The sequence below is a fragment of the Microcoleus sp. SVA1B4 genome (assembly GCF_036700545.1).
In the GTDB taxonomy this organism is placed as follows: Bacteria; Cyanobacteriota; Cyanobacteriia; order Cyanobacteriales; family Microcoleaceae; genus Microcoleus.
Map to the genome: position 1 here is coordinate 109,654 of NZ_JAUBPB010000003.1, position 16,706 is coordinate 126,359.

The 16,706-nt window shown below is 46.0% G+C and carries 19 protein-coding genes; 13 read left to right on the plus strand and 6 right to left on the minus strand.

The genetic code is table 11. The annotated features are described in order from the left end of the window. Positions 1-141 precede the first annotated feature (141 nt). The 6 genes from QT987_RS02545 to QT987_RS02570 all read right to left on the minus strand — a co-directional run bounded on the left by QT987_RS02545 (position 142) and on the right by QT987_RS02570 (position 7,251). Positions 142-1,713, minus strand: coding sequence for an oleate hydratase (locus QT987_RS02545; RefSeq protein WP_333237012.1), 1,572 nt, complete (start codon positions 1,711-1,713; stop codon positions 142-144). 9 nt (positions 1,714-1,722) lie between these two features. Continuing rightward, positions 1,723-2,187 carry a hypothetical protein gene (locus QT987_RS02550; RefSeq protein ID WP_333237014.1) on the minus strand — a complete coding sequence of 155 codons (465 nt, stop codon included), beginning with the start codon at positions 2,185-2,187 and terminating at the stop codon, positions 1,723-1,725. Between the two features lie 27 nt (positions 2,188-2,214). After that, positions 2,215-4,341: a heavy metal translocating P-type ATPase gene (locus QT987_RS02555; protein ID WP_333237019.1), complete on the minus strand. Its 2,127-nt coding sequence runs from the start codon at positions 4,339-4,341 to the stop codon at positions 2,215-2,217. A gap of 135 nt (positions 4,342-4,476) precedes the next feature. After that, the gene (locus QT987_RS02560) at positions 4,477-4,926 is read right to left on the minus strand and encodes a pyridoxamine 5'-phosphate oxidase family protein (protein ID WP_333142796.1); all 450 of its coding nucleotides are present in this window, start codon (positions 4,924-4,926) and stop codon (positions 4,477-4,479) included. Next, positions 4,926-5,048 (minus strand): hypothetical protein, encoded by a 123-nt coding sequence (locus QT987_RS02565; RefSeq protein ID WP_333151715.1) that lies wholly within the window; start codon positions 5,046-5,048, stop codon positions 4,926-4,928. The genes QT987_RS02560 and QT987_RS02565 overlap by 1 nt, the downstream gene beginning before the upstream one ends. 94 nt (positions 5,049-5,142) lie before the next feature. After that, positions 5,143-7,251: a response regulator gene (locus tag QT987_RS02570; RefSeq protein ID WP_333237023.1), complete on the minus strand. Its 2,109-nt coding sequence runs from the start codon at positions 7,249-7,251 to the stop codon at positions 5,143-5,145. Between the two features lie 268 nt (positions 7,252-7,519). Here QT987_RS02570 and QT987_RS02575 point away from each other — a divergent pair, with 268 nt between their 5' ends. From QT987_RS02575 to QT987_RS02635, 13 genes are all read left to right on the plus strand, one after another. Beyond that, a complete protein-coding gene (locus QT987_RS02575) occupies positions 7,520-7,879 on the plus strand; it encodes a four-helix bundle copper-binding protein (protein WP_333142793.1) in 360 nt (119 codons plus the stop codon). A gap of 29 nt (positions 7,880-7,908) precedes the next feature. Further along, positions 7,909-8,154, plus strand: coding sequence for a hypothetical protein (locus QT987_RS02580; RefSeq protein ID WP_333237026.1), 246 nt, complete (start codon positions 7,909-7,911; stop codon positions 8,152-8,154). A 68-nt stretch (positions 8,155-8,222) separates the two neighbouring features. Continuing rightward, complete coding sequence (locus QT987_RS02585) at positions 8,223-8,843, plus strand: DUF305 domain-containing protein (RefSeq protein WP_333237028.1); 621 nt, start codon at positions 8,223-8,225, stop codon at positions 8,841-8,843. A 43-nt stretch (positions 8,844-8,886) separates the two neighbouring features. After that, a complete protein-coding gene (locus QT987_RS02590; RefSeq protein ID WP_333237030.1) occupies positions 8,887-9,147 on the plus strand; it encodes a DUF2933 domain-containing protein in 261 nt (86 codons plus the stop codon). 59 nt (positions 9,148-9,206) lie between these two features. Further along, a complete protein-coding gene (locus tag QT987_RS02595; protein WP_333237032.1) occupies positions 9,207-9,887 on the plus strand; it encodes an isoprenylcysteine carboxylmethyltransferase family protein in 681 nt (226 codons plus the stop codon). 89 nt (positions 9,888-9,976) lie between these two features. After that, positions 9,977-10,468, plus strand: a complete 492-nt coding sequence (locus QT987_RS02600) for a DUF1269 domain-containing protein (RefSeq protein WP_333237034.1) — start codon at positions 9,977-9,979, stop codon at positions 10,466-10,468. A 55-nt stretch (positions 10,469-10,523) separates the two neighbouring features. After that, on the plus strand, positions 10,524-11,060 hold the full coding sequence (locus tag QT987_RS02605; protein ID WP_333237036.1) for a universal stress protein: 537 nt from the start codon (positions 10,524-10,526) through the stop codon (positions 11,058-11,060). Positions 11,061-11,201: 141 nt separating this feature from the next. Beyond that, positions 11,202-11,888 carry a class I SAM-dependent methyltransferase gene (locus QT987_RS02610; protein WP_333237038.1) on the plus strand — a complete coding sequence of 229 codons (687 nt, stop codon included), beginning with the start codon at positions 11,202-11,204 and terminating at the stop codon, positions 11,886-11,888. Then, entirely contained in the window at positions 11,885-12,037 is a 153-nt protein-coding gene (locus QT987_RS02615; protein WP_333237040.1) for a hypothetical protein, read from the plus strand. Before QT987_RS02610 ends, QT987_RS02615 begins: the two co-directional genes overlap by 4 nt. Positions 12,038-12,106: 69 nt before the next feature. Continuing rightward, positions 12,107-12,871, plus strand: coding sequence for an IS1 family transposase (locus QT987_RS02620; protein ID WP_333237042.1), 765 nt, complete (start codon positions 12,107-12,109; stop codon positions 12,869-12,871). A 134-nt stretch (positions 12,872-13,005) separates the two neighbouring features. After that, entirely contained in the window at positions 13,006-13,200 is a 195-nt protein-coding gene (locus QT987_RS02625; RefSeq protein ID WP_333237045.1) for a heavy-metal-associated domain-containing protein, read from the plus strand. A gap of 55 nt (positions 13,201-13,255) precedes the next feature. Then, entirely contained in the window at positions 13,256-14,971 is a 1,716-nt protein-coding gene (locus tag QT987_RS02630) for a multicopper oxidase domain-containing protein (RefSeq protein ID WP_333237047.1), read from the plus strand. A 139-nt stretch (positions 14,972-15,110) separates the two neighbouring features. Continuing rightward, positions 15,111-16,646, plus strand: a complete 1,536-nt coding sequence (locus tag QT987_RS02635) for an NAD(P)/FAD-dependent oxidoreductase (protein WP_333237051.1) — start codon at positions 15,111-15,113, stop codon at positions 16,644-16,646. Positions 16,647-16,706 lie beyond the last annotated feature (60 nt).

Genomic DNA, 16,706 nt, shown 5'->3' on the forward strand with positions numbered 1-16,706 from the left:
AGAATGATGTTGACTTCTCTACTTGACTCTCTACTCGACTAAAGAGTTTAAGATAATAGAACAGAAATTTTGGTAAAGATAATGAAAAAACGGCGTTGCTGATTGACGGTATGAATCAACTTTTCTGGGAAGTTACAAAACTCATTTAAACGCTTTGATTAAAGCCTCAAACTGCACTCGCAGTGACTTATCATGAGGCGAAACGGGCGGGATTTGGCGGTTAATACCTAAAAATTCATAAACTGCCATTTGAGCAACTCGCACCGAATACTCAACCGTGAAGACAACATCATCAGGAATTTCGACAAACTGGCTGATGAAAGCAAGGTTCTTCGAGCTGCGAGGAATCGGCAACGGTCGATCCGTGCCTAAACGAGGCATAAACATACTTGTGATGTACGGCATCCTGCAAGGAATGCAGTTTGCCGATTCCACAGTATGCAGATCGAATCGTAGATGACCGCAGAGTTCTCGCAGAATTTCTTCACCGTTACACTCGCTCATCGGCTTGGGCACAAAATCACCCACGCGATCGGGGAAAAGAGCGTATCCCCAGAAGACCTGTATATCAACAGGTTGATTTATAAAGTGGGGTTGATAGGCGAGCACGATAGACATCAGCCAGTTGGAGTCTTTAAACGTGACAAGCCCACCAGTTCCCGGTTGATTGCTGCTAAATTCAAGCATTTTGTTGAAGAATGTAGGGGTTTTTAGTGTGACTGTAAAAGACTCCCACAGTGACTCGGCAATGCTGTTGTTAAAAGCAGAAGGATTACCGAAATCTGGGCGTTCTGCCGCCAGCTTTTCCCACAAATTCCAACTGTCGCTGTCCTGTTTGGTCAGCTTCTTGGGCGCACTTGTCATAGAACCCAAACTTGAGGCATCAGTCATCGATCCGTTTTGCAGAAAAACCAGGTCGCCGTCTTTAAGCGCGATCGCTTTACTTTCACCCTTCTGCTGATAATGAATGCCTGTCACCACAAACTTGCCTTCTTCGGTGTTGCGATCGAGATCTGTGACCTTGCAATCGACGATGAAATTGACACCTTGATCTGCGAGCCAACTCTGAAGTGGACGAACCAATGAATCGTACTGATTGTAAATGGTTCGCTTCACCCCAGCAAGGGTTTCAATCCGAGAGAATTCGAGCATGAAGCGATGCAAGTAACGCTTGAATTCAACGGCACTGTGCCACGGCTGGAAGGCGAATGTAGTTGCCCACATAAACCAGAATTCAGTCTTGAAGAATTCTGGAGAAAGCCAATCAGTGATACGACTAGCAGCCAATTCGTCTTCATCAGCTTGGCTAAGCTTCAGCAACTCTTGACGATCTTGCATGGAAAAGCCCATTGAACTCACAGGGACTTTTGCTCGGCGGCTGTCAACGAGACGCGCCATAGAATTTGACTTATGCCGTTCATTAAACTCCATAGTTTCGTCAAACACTGTTTTACCGGGCGAACTTAGGGAGGGGATGGACTTGTAAAGATCCCAAGTGCATTCATAATTGTCACTCGTCAACATCCGTCCCCCCCGCATCGAATAACCGTCTACAGGGTTCCCGGCTCCATCCAAACTCCCGCCCAAGATGGGCTTTACTTCTAGGATAAAAATATTTCTGCCAGGGAGTCCGCCGTCGCGAATCATGAAGGCTGCGGCTGCTAAAGAGCCGATACCACCACCCAACAGATAGGCATTAAATTCCTTGTCCATGTCGATTAATTAGCTCCGCTTTTCGAGATAACCCAACATATGACGGCGAGCCAGATAAAGGATGAATGGTGGTAAAACGATCCACTGAATTACGGCCAGTAAACTCATCCCTAGAATGGGTACTGCCAGCACCGGAACCCCATAGACTTTAGAAACATTAACTCGATAGGTTTCGATTACCAGAGTAATCACCAACCCAATACTGGTAAACAGGAACGCCAGCTTCGAGGTGGGATAAAGCACCCACTTCCGCGAACGAACTAACACACTCACCACCCAACTACTAAATAGAATAATGACCCCATCGCCGAAGGAGCAGTGAGTCAAGTCATTGATTTTGTCGGCTAAAGAGGGACTTCGGTAGAACTCGTAATAGGGAGCCTGCCAAACTTCGTAAACAAAGTTGAGCAAAAAGGCAAAGAGAAACAGGTTGGTTTCTGGTGCCGCCAGAATTTGGAAGATTCTCTTGGACATAAACTCTTACTCCTCCAAGATATGCAGTTAATCACTCAAACGAACGCGACGTAACGACATTGCATTAATTGAAACAACGACCGTCGAAACACTCATTAATATTGCGCCCAATGCTGGCGTTAATAGAAGGCCGAACGGTACACCAATTCCTGCTGCTAAAGGAATTGCAACGACGTTGTACCCAGTTGCCCAAAGCAAGTTCTGAGTCATTTTGTTGTAGGTCGCTTTCGCAAGTTTAAGCGCGTAGGTTGCATCAAGCGGATCGCTTTTAACCAAAATTAAATCAGCCGACTCGATCGCCACATTGGTTCCAGCGCCGATCGCCAGTCCTAAATCCGACTCGGTTAAAGCCGGTGCATCATTGATTCCATCGCCCACAAAGGCGGTTGGCTTCTCAGCTTTGAGCTTACGAATCAATGCAGCTTTATCCTGTGGTAGGACACGAGCATAGTAGCGATCGATCTGCAAATCCCCAGCAACCGCCTTGGCAACCGCTTCGGCATCGCCTGTAATCATGACCACTTGCACGTCCATTTTCTGTAATTTCACAACCGCTTCTCGTGCAGATGCCCGCACCTGGTCTGCTAACCCGAATAGGGCGAGAACTTGCTTGTCGTCCATCAGCACGATCGCACTTTCACCACGAGATTCACGTTCTTGTAGTCCCTTTTGCAACGCTGGCGGAAACTGCAATTTCAACTCTTGAACCCATTCTGGTCTGCCAACCCGATAGCGCTGACCGTTTACCACGCCTTCAACGCCCTGACCGGGAACTGCTTTGAAGTCACTGGCTTTTGAAAGCTCGATTTTGCGATGGCTGGCTTCTTCTACGATCGATTGTCCAAGCGGGTGTTCTGATAAAGATTCGAGAGAAGCAGAAATGCCCAAAGCTTTTAACTCATCTATACTATCTGTATAAATTCGTTGCACGCCAAAATGTCCGGTTGTCAATGTCCCCGTCTTATCAAATGCGATTGTTTTAATGTCTTTGGCTCGTTCAAACGCTTCTCGATTTCGTACCAGAATGCCGTTTTTAGCGGACATTCCAGTAGCGTTAACTAGAACTAAGGGAATCGCTAAACCTAACGCATGAGGACAAGCAATCACCAATACAGTAACGGCGCGATTAATTGCAAATGTTAAACCATCTGGTTTAACAGATAGCCAAATGATGAACGCTAGCGTAGCGATCGCGATCGCTGTATAAGTTAGCCAATAGGCGAGTCGATCGGCTAGTGTTTGAAATTTACTTTTAGATGCCTGCGCTTCCTCAACTAGGCGCATAATTTGGCTCAAGGTTGTTTTATCTCCGGTGCGAGTGACTTTGATTGTCAAAGCGCCTTCTCCATTGACTGCTCCGGCGATCGCTTCATCGTTGGCTTTTTTGACCACCGGGCGCGACTCCCCAGTGAGAAAAGCTTCGTTGACGTTGGAAGTACCCTCGATGACCTCACCATCAATTGGGACTTGTTCACCGGGACGAATCAGAATTAGATCGCCCTCAACTAATGCGCTTACTTGGACATCTTCTATCTGCCCATTCGCCTGCTTCTTGTGAGCGACAGAAGGTACTAACTTGGCAAGTTCTTGTAGAGCATTGCTGGCTCCCAGCACAGAAGCCATTTCCATCCAGTGACCGAGCAGCATGATATCGACTAAGGTGGCCAGTTCCCAGTAGAAAGAATCTCCCGCCAATCCAAGAGTCACTGCCACACTGTAGACAAACGCCACGGTGATTGCTAGAGCAACCAGAGTCATCATGCCAATTTTACTGCGGAGTTCGTAGTAAGCTCCCTTCAGAAAAACCCAGCCACCATAGAAATAAATAATCGTTGAGAAAATGGGAATCACCCAATTCGCACCTGAAAACTGGATGGCTTCATAACTAAACCAATCCTGAAACATGGGCGCAAAATAGAGAACGGGCAGCGTTAGTAAGAGGCAAATAAAGAAGCGTCGTTTGAAAATCTCTGGGCTGTGTCCAGCGTGTTTGTCGTGACCTGCGTGTTGAGCGTGATTAGGCTGTTTACCGTGAGCACTATGATTGCTGTGTGGGTCAGGTAGATTCCTTTCAAGTTGCTGTTTGTGTTCGTGGTGCCCAGCGTGTCCTGGCTTGGGTTGGGTTTGTCCATGTTGATGGCGATCGTGGTTCATAAATTAATCCTCCTAATTTAATGTGATGCCCTGGTTGGCAGATTTACAGAGAAGGAAGCTAGGGCGAAATTTTAGAGAGGCGATCGCCGAATTAAAATCAGCCTTCTAAAATAAGTTTGTCCAAATTTTTCGATTTCACTGACTGCTAACTCCATCAGTCGTGCGTCCGCTCATTTCATTCTCGTGAATGCGGTAGATTGCAATCACCTCTGCTCGTCCCCAAGCATCGATCCAGGTTCGATTGATCGCAGGCGAAAGTGTTGGATTCTGCGTTTTGACAAATTGCATCACCCGATCAATATCTTGCTGCTCAGTGAGGCGTTCAGCGCGACCATTCACAACAACGCTGCGCCAGTGCACCAGATCGTGAACTTCTTCGATCTGTAAGCAAACTTTTGGATTTGCATCCATATACTCAGTCTTCATTCCCACCGTTGTGAAGATATATATTTCTGAGTCTTTAAGGTAATAGTGCATAGGCACAATATATGGATACCCTTCGCCTATGCAGCCGAGGTGTCCATATCCTACTTTATGTAGCAGTTCGTGTATTTCTTTTTGTCCCATTTCATCGATATCTAACATTACTGTTCTCCACTGCTAATTTCAAAATCATCGATCGCTACTAAAACTCTCTGATATACAAAACCTTCCCCAATGCCAGAATGCGCGCGATCGGAGGTGATTGTATGCAACAGTCCTTGCATACCCACTTTGACTGTAATAAAACAATCTGAGGAACTTATGAGGAGTTAAGAAAAGTTTGAGTTTGAGAATGTTAATAATGAATTAAGACTTCGTTTATTGGAGAATAGCCCTAGAGTCTCCCGCAGAAAAAATACAAGCACACCCAGCAACTTTAGACTGATGCAAGGCTTCGGATGCGGCTTGATAAAGAGAAGGCAAATCCGTTCCATTATCTGGATATTGAGCAATTCCAGCGCTAAATGTGATCCGAAATTGAGTTTGCTCGGGAGCAACGAATTTTCTGTGGTGGAGCGTTGCTAATAATTGAGTGAGTCTTTGAATACCATCTGCCTTAATCATGCTAGATAAGGCAACCACAAATTCATCGCTCTCCCAGCGAGCAACGACTGCATTTTGCCTAAAAGTTTGCCGGAGCAATTGTCCCCACTGACGCATCACCATGTCGCCAGTATTGTACCCGTGACGATCGTTGATCTGTTTGAGATTGTCTAAGTCCAGAACTGCTAGACAGAGCGGCTGCTCCTGTTGATTTGCAAGTTGAAGGTATTTGTTTAAGTCTTGGGTTGACTTATTGCGGTTAGAGAGTTTGGTTAAATAATCTGTCTCAGCAGCATTCTGAAGGAGTTTGATCCGTTCTAGGCGATTGATGATGCGACTGACCAATTCTGGCCCTACGATCGGCTTGCTCACAAAGTCATCTGCACCCACTGAAAACATTTGATTGACGATCGCAGCATCGGTATGCGCCGTCAAAAAAATGATCGGCAAGCGCCCCCAGCGCGAATTGTTGCGGATAATTTTGCAAAGCTCCACGCCGCTCACACCAGGCATTTTCACATCTAAAATTAGCAGATCCGGTGAGCATGATTTCAACGTTTCCCAAAATCGTTGAGGAGCGTTGAGCGTTGTTACGCTCAATCCCCAGGGTTCTAGGAACTCCTTCAGAGTTGCAAGAATCTGGGGCTCAGCATCAACGACCATCACCCGTTGCTTTGCTGTCTCTGCTTGTTGTGCCGCTTGTGCGATCGCTTTCAGCACTTGAGCCGGGGGCAAGGGTTTGTGTAAAAAACTATGTCCGCCGAGTTGGGCAACTTCTAGGCGATCGGTTAATTGATCGTGACTGGTTAAAACTAGAACTGGCACAGAAGGAGTTTGATGACTGAGCTTTGCCAGCAGCCTTAAACTCTCTGTTGTGGGATGAGTAATATCGGGATCGAGTAGCACAACGGTAGGCGCATCCTGCTCAATTTTCGTTTCGGCTTCGGAAAGTGTCGTTGCGATCGCGCTCCGAAATCCCCAGTCCACCGCTTCATTTATCAACTGTTGGGCCAGTTGGCGATCGGGATCGACGATCAATAACAAAGGACGCTCATCCACAAACAGAGACTCTTCCGGCTCGATTCGTTCTGTAGTTAAGTCGTTTGAGGCGGGATCAATTTCTTGACGCTTGGATAAGGCGCTGAGGGTTTGTTGTTGAATCGGTTGAGTCGCTTCATTAGACGTGAGTTGAGCCGTCTTGGTTGAATCAGCGATTGGTTTAAGCCGATAACCCAGTCCATAAACCGTTTCAATCAAATCTGTGGGAGCGCCGACCCCTCTAAATTTCTGCCGTAGCCCCTTAATATGAGTTCTCACGGCATCTTCGCTAGGAGTCTCTCCATACGCCCAGATTTGATCCAAAATTACGCTGTAGGTAAAGACTTGACGACCATTCCGCAAAAAGAACTCTAGGATCGAAAACTCCTTGGGACTTAAGGATAGAAGTTGCCCTGCGTAAGTAACTTCACGACTTGTCGGATCGAGCCGCAAACTACCCTTCTCCAGCACAGATTGAAAAGCCGTGTCTCCGCGACGCAGCAAGGCTCGAATTCGAGCAATCAATACCTCCTGATCGAGCGGTTTCACCATGTATCCATCAGCACCTGCATCTAGCCCGATCGCTTGGTCGTGACCACTGCCTCGCCCTGTTACCAGCATAATTGGCATTTTATAGTCGTGCGCTCTGACTCTACGACAGAGACTGATTCCGTCTAAACGAGGGAGCGTAATATCTATCAGCAGTAAATCATAGTTATAAACAACAATCAGTTCCCAAGCTGCCTCACCATCGTTAGCAACTTCAACCACGTAATTTTGGTTGGAGAGAATGCAAGTAAGTAGGTCGGCAATGGCCTCATCATCTTCTACCACCAAAATTTTCATCAGTCTAAATCCTTTACAGGCTGGTTGCGGTGTCAGATGGGCGGAATCCTCCCATAATGATGAGAAATCATGAAATCAGGATGAAATGAATTGCTCATCGCCAAAAATCTGGAAAAATCTTCCTAAAGACGTAAACCTTGAATCGCTCATAGGTTTCTCATAGTCTGAGCGTAGCTTGAGAGATATAAGAACTTAGTCATCCCCTAACCAAGGTGAAGGGCATAACAATCCGTTCTTCGTTGTGTTGATTCTTTAGGAGCTTAAAACCATGACTACTACTACTACTAAATCTCATCAATCTCTGCTAGAAACCTGCATTCAGAATTGCCTCGACTGTCTTCGTGAGTGTGAGCAATGCGGAACCGCTTGCTTAACCAGTGACATGGTGCAGATGATGGCTCAATGTATTCAGCTATGCCGCGATTGCGCTGATACCTGTGCTCTCTGCGCTCGGTTCATGGCTCGTAATTCTGACCTGCACGCTCAAATGTGTGCGGTTTGTGCAGAAGCGTGCGATCGCTGTGCGACTGAGTGTGAGAAGCACGACCACGATCAGTGTAAGAAATGCGCTCAAGCCTGCCGTCGTTGTGCTGAATCTTGCCGTCAAATGGCTAAAGCAACGGCATAAAACCATTTATTTAGCACGTTGGCTGCTGCATGAGCGATCGCGCTCAACCATTATCCTACGCAACAGCCATCAGTGCAGAATCAGTACCCGCTTTAGCTGAGTTTTATCAAATGGAGCCATGCAAAATTGTTCTTATTGCTCCGATAAACTTCTCCGACACATCCAAGGTGGATCTATCCACTGGTTTTGTCGAAGTTGCTGGCAAAAAATGCCCGTTCCTACATCAAAAGCTGGACAAGCAAAAAGTTCTCTCTCTAGCTTTACATCGCTCATAAGTTTCTCACAATCTAAGCGTAGTTTAAAAAGTAGAATAACGTGATCATCCCTTAGCCAAGGTAAGTTTATGAATAAGAAGTTTTTGGTTTACAGTTTAGTCGGGCTACTCAGTAGTGGTGCTGTGACGGGGTTTGTTCTTGGTAACAGCAAACAGGCTCAGTCATTACCTGCACCAGGAAATCCTCAACAACCCAGATCAGTCCGAGTCGATCAGCATTTTATCGAAATGATGATCCCGCATCACCAAGATGCGATCGCAATGGCTGATCTTGCTTTTAGTCGCGCCAAACGCCCAGAAGTTAAAAAATTAGCCCAAGCGATTAAAAAAGACCAAACTCGTGAAATTCAAGAGATGCGTAGCTGGTACAAACAGTGGTTCGGCAAAGAAGTCCCTGCACCTTCAATGAATGACATGGGCATGATGGGAGAGCACCACAACCAAGGGCAGGGCACAGGCTCAGGCATGATGGGTGAGGGCATGATGAGCATGAAAACTGACCTCGACGCGCTCAAGAAAGCCCCGGACTTTGACAAAGAATTTGTGCGCCAAATGATTCCCCATCATCAAATGGCGGTGATGATGGCGAAGATGGCATCTGAGCGTGCTTCTCATCCAGAAATCCGTACTTTGGCTCAGTCAATCATCACATCTCAGAGCGCTGAAATCGCACAGATGCAAGGGTGGTAACAAGCCTGGAATCGCGAGTTGTTCTATTCACAAGGAGGTCTTTATGCACCAACATGGTTCATCAAATCAGTCCCAGCCCGATCGTCAGCCAACTCGTCTCAGCTTGCCAATTAAGGTTGTGCTGTATGTGTCGATCGGGATTATTGCGTACTTTTTGATTACAGAACATTGGGCGCATTTAGCGGGATTCTTACCGTACTCTTTACTGTTCATCTGTATATTCATGCACCTATTTATGCACGGAGCACATGGGGGACATGGAGGACATGGAGACGGTAACAGCGGCAATAGCCCATCTCGCTGAAGGCAATTATTCGTACTCTGTAAATCAATTTATGTCCAGGAGATCGAACCATGAGAGATATGAGTAACGTTCCTGCTTACGGACTGTGGGGATTAGTGATTATTAATTCCCTGATATTTATCATCTTTGCCTTTAGTTTCACCAAGCCGCGTAACCCTAGAGATTGGCGATCGTTCGGGGCATTTTCAGCATTCATTGTGGCATTGTTCACAGAAATGTATGGGTTCCCCTTAACGCTTTACTTATTCTCAGGCTGGCTGCAAACCCGCTATCCAGGATTGAACATTTTTTCCCATGATGCTGGGCATCTGTGGTGGACATTCCTGGGGTGGAAAGGCGATCCTCATTGGAATCCGATTCACCTTCTGAGTAATGTACTAATTTTTGGTGGACTGATTTATTTAGGAAATGCTTGGGAAGTTCTCTACAAAGCTCAACGAAGTCATACATTGGCGGTTTCAGGGCCATATTCAACCATTCGCCATCCGCAGTATGTCGGCTTCATTGTCATCATGTTGGGCTTTTTGCTGGAATGGCCTACTCTCGTGACGTTGCTCATGTTCCCCATTTTGGTCGCGATGTATATCCGATTAGCTCACCAAGAAGAACGGGATGCCTTAGCAGAATTTGGTGAGGAGTATGCCCGTTATGCCGCACTGACACCTGCATTTGTCCCCTGGGGTCATCGCAACATTCAGAAAAAACTAGCTCATTCACAGGAGTCTCACCATGACATCTAGTATTTTTTTCTAGGACTAGGAACTGTGATTACCTTCGTGCAAGTTTTTCCTTTTCAAAGTTGAGTGTTCATTTAAACAGGTAGAAAAATATGAGTGATCTAATTGTGATTGGCTTTCCTGATGAATTTAAGGCAGATGAAGTGTTGCTCGATCTCAGAAAAATGGAGCGGGAATATCTGATCGATCTAGAAGATGCAGCGATCGTGGTCAGAAAGAAAGATGGCAAAGTCAAGATTAAACAAACTCAAGAACTCGTCACCGGTGGCGCGTTAAGTGGCGGCTTCTGGGGACTGTTAATCGGCTTGATGTTTTTTGAACCCATACTGGGAATTGTGGGTGCAGCAGTGGGTGCCCTTTCCGGTGCCTTAACGGATATCGGCATTGATGACAATTTCATTCAAGAACTAGGCAACACGATCGAACCTGGAACCTCTGCCATTTTTGTTTTGGTGAGAAAGTCTACACCTGACAAGGTTTTGGACGACTTGAGCAAATTTGAGGGAAAAGTCCTACGAACTTCGTTATCCCACGAAGATGAGGCACAACTTCAGGCAGTTCTTACGAAAACCGAAGCAGGGTAAGTCGTAACTCCAAGAAATCTCGAAGCCACCACGTATCATTCTGAAAGGAGATTCTATGTTTCACAAAATTCTAGTGGCGATCGATCAATCCGATCTGACCGATCATGTTGTTGAAATCGCGATCGATCAGGCAAAAACGACCGGAGGCAGTTTGCTCCTGCTCCATATTATCCATATGCAGGAGAAAGGGTTTCCCCAGATCGAAGGACTTATCAGCGGAAGTTACAATCCTGAGTATTTTAATACAGAAGTACAGTTCTACGAACAGCATTGGAAAACCTACAAACAGATGGGCTTGAAGTTACTGCAAGCCTCTAGTGAACGGGCGATCGCAGCGGGTGTAGGTGCAGAATCTATGCAAAAAACTGGCGACTTTGTGGATAACCCCGGTGAAACCATCTGTGCGATCGCCCAAGACTGGGAAGCGGATCTGATCGTCATCGGGCATCGGGGACTGTCCGGTGTCAAAGAGTTAATTCAGGGGAGCGTCAGTAACTATGTGTTTCACCATGCCCCCTGCTCTGTTTTGAGTGTGCAACATCCCATCACGATAAAAACTGAAAAAACTGAACCTACTCTCGCTCACACATAGGTCAGAGACTTACAGCAAATGGAAGCAAAATCGAATCAAGCCAACCTCATGTTGGTGCATATTATGTCACCTGGTGAGAAGGGTGTCCAGACATTAGCAGCAGCTACTAGCATTATTACTCCATATCAATGAGGTTTCACAATGGAATGGACGGTTGGATGGTGGCAGGTTTCAGTTCAACGAGTTTATCCAACAACTACACAACTGTCTCAAACCTATAACAAAGCTGCCATCTGGTGGCATCAACTTGTTCGTCTTCTGGGTTATCGTCATGCTTATCGAGAGCTATGGCGATCGCTAAAAAACGCTGATATTTTGCTTCACTGGCCTGATAACCTGAACATTTGTGATTGTGGTATTGGCACAGCGGACTTCAGTCTGGCATTTGCTCAAACTATTAATCCAACAATACAGATTACTGGAGTCGATGTCTCATCGGAGATGCTCAAAATAGCCGATCAACAACTCAGTCAGGCAAATATTCGTCATGAAATCTGTCAAAGTGATGTGAATACGTTGCCATTTGCAGACCATTCTTTTGATGGTGTCATGAGTGCCTATATGCTTGAACATTTACTGAATCCAGCACAGGGATTACAAGAAATGGTCAGAGTTTTGCGTCCGGGCGCACCATTAGTTCTTGTGGTGACTCGATCGGGACTACTCGGCTCACTCATTCAGTGGCATTGGGGCACTCGATGTTTCAACCAGGAAAAACTCTCAGCGCTGATACGTGAAGCCGGGTTAAATCGCGTTCAGTTTTTATCGTTCCCAATAGGATTAGCTCGCTTCACCAGTATGGCTTGTATCGGCTTTAAGAAATCATGATATTTCTAAAAATCTGGTGTTTGGCGATCGCCTTTCCCCTGATCTATTTTATGTGGCTCAAATCTGTCAGTGAAACTATCCTTGAACTGGATGCAGGCTTCCTAATTATTATTAGCTTTGTGGTACTCGTACTCACCCAACAAGCATAAGTGGGTAGTGCTTTTATGTAAAGGATGGAGGATAATAACTTTAGGTTCGGTATTTTGAGGAGTCTGATCATGAAACCCTATCTGATTTGTCCCACTTGTGGTTCTGACGATGTGATGAAAAATGGCATGACTCGTCGGGGCAAACAAAATCACAAATGTCGCGACTGTGGCCGTCAGTTTGTCGAAAACCCTCAGTGGCAAGCCAAGGACACGGACACCTTGGTAAAAATTGAATTGCTTCTTCTGGAGCGGATTTCCCTCGCTGGTATTGCCCGAGTCATGGATGTTTCTGAGAGCTGGCTCCAAAATTATGTGAACCACCTGTACGCTGCCGTAGAACAAAAGGCCACAGTCATCCCGAAACAAGTCGGAAAACATACCATCCAAATCGATGAACTTTGGTCTTTTGTAGACGACAAAGGGACTAAACAATGGGTCTGGTTAGCGATTGACGCCAAGACTCGGGAAGTGATTGGATGTCATATTGGAGACCGTTCCTTGAAGTCGGCTCAAGCATTATGGGATTCCCTACCGAGTGTCTATCGCCAATGTGCCAAGATTTATACTGACCATTGGGAAGCCTATGCTGCGGTTTTACCCAGTAAACGGCATAAGTCTGTCGGCAAAGAAAGTGGATTAACCAGCTACATTGAACGATTGAATAATACACTCAGGCAGCGAGTTTCGCGATTGGTCAGGAAGACGTTATCGTTTTCTAAGAAGTTGGAGAATCACAAGAGTGCTATTTGGAACTTCATTCATGACTATAATCACCAAATCAGATTAGCAATGCTGAAGGCTCGACTGCCTGAATTTTATCCATCCTTTACATAAAAGCACTACCGCATAAGTGTACAGATTACTGCCCGAACAGTGAAACTGAACTGGTTGAAAAGTGGAGAAAAGCATTGCTGATTGTCCAAAACGTTTTTCTTGACTGAACCACACAAAAATAAGGATTTGACATTATGAAACTCCAATTAAAAGTTCCCAATATGACCTGTGGTGGTTGTGTAAACACCATTACTAAAGCGATTAGAACAGTCGATGTTAAAGCTACCGTTCAGGGAGATCCAAAAACCAAGATTGTATCAGTGGAAACTCAAGCCTCAGAAGCTGCAATCAAGGATGTAATTACGGCGGCTGGCTACAAAGTGGCTTAACAAAGTTCTGAAGGGACAAGACAAGCTTATTGACGTATTCAGAAATGAGAGCGATATGCCCATTAAAACCACTTACCAACATCCCCTAACCCGCCGAAACTTTCTTCGAGGGAGTGGATTTGCAGGCGGACTTGTCATCGGAAGCGGAATTCACAGCCTGCTATCCAGTTGTTCGCCTCAATCTTCCACCACAGAAATGGCTCAGGGGAACACCGTAGCCCGTGGGCCGAATGCAAAATTTATTCCCGATATTGAAATCAACCTGAAGGCTGCACCGACAACGGTTCCAATCTTGCCGGGACAAATGACCCAAGTTTGGTCTTACGCAGCACAACTGGTCAAGGGCGACCCAAACAGCTTACAAACCATTCCCGATAGTTATTTAGGCCCCATTATTCGCGTTCGCAAAGGTCAGCGCGTGCGGGTCAACTTCCAAAATAACCTTCCTCAAGGACAAGCCAGCATTGTGCATTGGCATGGATTGATTTTACCAGAGGAGATGGATGGACATCCTCGCTTTGCGATTCAGCCAGGACAGACCTATGTCTACGAGTTTGAGGTGATTAATCGGGCAGGTATGAACTGGTTTCATCCTCATCCAGACGGGCTTACAGGGCAGCAAGCCTATGCTGGCTTGGCGGGACTATTTATAGTCACAGATGCAGAAGAAGAAGCCCTTAATCTACCCACCAAGGCTTATGATGTGCCGATCGTACTGCAAGATCGCACCTTAGATGCCGATAATCAACTCCTCTATCTCGGCAGCAAAATAGGTACCCCCCGTAATAGCAACATGGGCGGGATGCAACAGGGTAATTCCGGTCAATCCAGCAACGGCATGATGGGTGACATGAGCAGCATGATGGGCTTTTTGGGTCAAAAGATATTCGTGAATGGTAAGCCCAACTTCACACTTTCTGCGGCGACACGAGTCTACCGCCTTCGCATCTTAAATGGATCTAATTCACGTATCTACAAGCTTGCGTGGAGCAGTGGCGATCTACTGACCATCATTGGCACTGATGGTAGCTTACTGCCTCGACCTACCGAACGAAAGTATGTCATGTTAGCGCCAGGTGAGCGGATTGATGTTTGGGCAGATTTCAGTAAGTTGAAAGTTGGGACAGAAGTATCTCTAAATAGTCTGGCTTTTTCAGGAGCAGAAAATGTAGGAGGTAGCAGCATGAGCGGCATGATGAGTTCTGACAATGCCCCGGAACTTGGTTCAGCGATGATGCTATTCAACGTCAAGATTGAGCGCAAAGAAAAAGAAACTCTGCGACTCCCCAGTCAACTAGCAGCCCTACCACTATTGCGTCCAGAAGATGCCGTTAATGCCACCCAGCCACGACCTATTGAGCTTTCTCTCAAAGGTATGAAATGGGTGATTAATGGGCAGCCCTTTGAAATGAATACTGTATTACCGCAAGAAACCGTAAAGCTAAATTCGATCGAACAGTGGGAGATTATCAATAAACTCAACCCCGGAGCCATGATGGATGCGAAGGGGATGGCGCACCCTATCCATCTACACGGCGTGCAGTTTCAAGTTATTAGTCGGGAAGTGCTGCCAGAACTTGCCGCAGGATGGCAAACTGTCAAGGATGGCTATGTAGACGAGGGCTTGAAGGATACTGTAATGGTAATGCCGGGTGAGCGAGTGAAGCTGCTCATGAAATTTGAGAAATACAGCGGCTTATATACATACCACTGTCATACCTTAGAGCACGAAGACGCTGGCATGATGAGAAATTATCGAGTCAAGGAATAATCAGGCATCTATCAGGCTAGTTAACCCGCTGTAATTGGTTATAACTTCAATTTCAAAGCCTTTCACTGGATGTCTAATTCTCAGGCTACAGGCGCTACAGCGATATTGTAAAGATGTTTATTGTTCGAGAGACTCTCTTATGAAACCGGATTACCTGATTATCGGCAGTGGTTTATCAGCATTGACCTTTGGTGCTTTGATGGCAAACTCCGGCAAGACTGTGCAAATCCTCGAAGCTCACGAGCATCCAGGGGGATTTGGGCATACGTTTACAATGGCTAAAAAGTATACATTCAATGCTCAATTTCACTACGTCTGGAACTGTGGTGAAGGGCAAACTGTCAATCAAGTGCTCAAAAAACTGGGCTTGGATAAGGAAGTAACTTTTGAACGTTATGACCCGGACGGCTTTGACCATATGCGAATGCCAGGGTATGCGTTGGATATTCCCTCAGAACCAGAAGAACTGATCCAGCGATTATCGGCTCTATTTCCGGCACATGGCGATCGCATTCGCCAATTCGTTAACGAAGTAGAAAAGACTGGCGTAGGCTTGAAAATAATTGCTCCTCCAATCAAGCCGATTAAATTACTCAAACACCCAAGTGAAGCATTATGTGCTTTCCAGCATCTCAACAGCACACTTCAAGATGTATTTGACAAGTTTCAGCTACCCCAAGCCGCTCAAACCCTATTGGCTCTGCAATGGCTTGATTTTTTATTACCTCCAAATCAACTGTCGTTTTATGCTTGGGTGGCATTGTTCCGAGGCTATCAAGCAGGTGCATTTTACCCAACCCAGCATTTTGAGGATGTGATTAATTCCTTAGTCAAGGTGATCGAATCACATGGGGGAGAGGTGTTGCTAAACCATGAAATCACGAATTTTAGAGTCACAGACAGAACGGTTACGGGAGTTCAAGCAATGGATCTCACCAATAATCAAACCTCCGAATTTACGGGTGATACGGTGATTTGCAATATTGACCCTCAAAGAGCCGCCAAGATGATCGGTGAGGAAAAGTTCTCCAAAACTGTGCGTCGAAAACTTAACTATGAATATTCGGCATCTAACTACATGGCGTATTGCGTCGTCAAGGATATAGACCTGCGAGACTATGGATTTGGCAAGTGGAACCTCGCCCATAGCGGGCATCAAGACCTGAATGAATCCTTCGCACAGATGTACGATCGCCATGACTTTTCTAATCCTAGTTTTGCGATTACAACGCCTACTTTACTGACGGAAGCGAGTCGAGATTGCCCAGAAGATTGCCAAATTGTGGAATTTCTCACGGTTGCCAATTACGGCTATTTCAAGCAATTGCGGGAGAGCGATCGCAAAGCTTACAACCAGAAGAAGCAAGAAATCTTGGATTCCATCCTGGATGTTGTGGAAAAACACTATGTGCCGAACTTTAGAAAGCACATGGTCTTCCATATTACGGGCAGCCCGACCACCAATGAACGCTTTTGCTGGTGTCCCAGTGGGAATTCTTACGGCTCCATTCTGACACCGCGCAATGTGGGTCTAGGGCGACTGAATCATGAAACCTCACTCAAGCAGTTCTATTTCTGTAATGCCTCATCTGGCTATCCAGGCTTTGCTGGCACAGTTTGGACGGGAGCATTGCTCTATCAACGATTATCGGGCGACGTGCTTTTAGACGACTAAACAGATGATGTCTACGACGAACTACGCCTACGCGCATTATCCATTTCATAAACTTAGAGG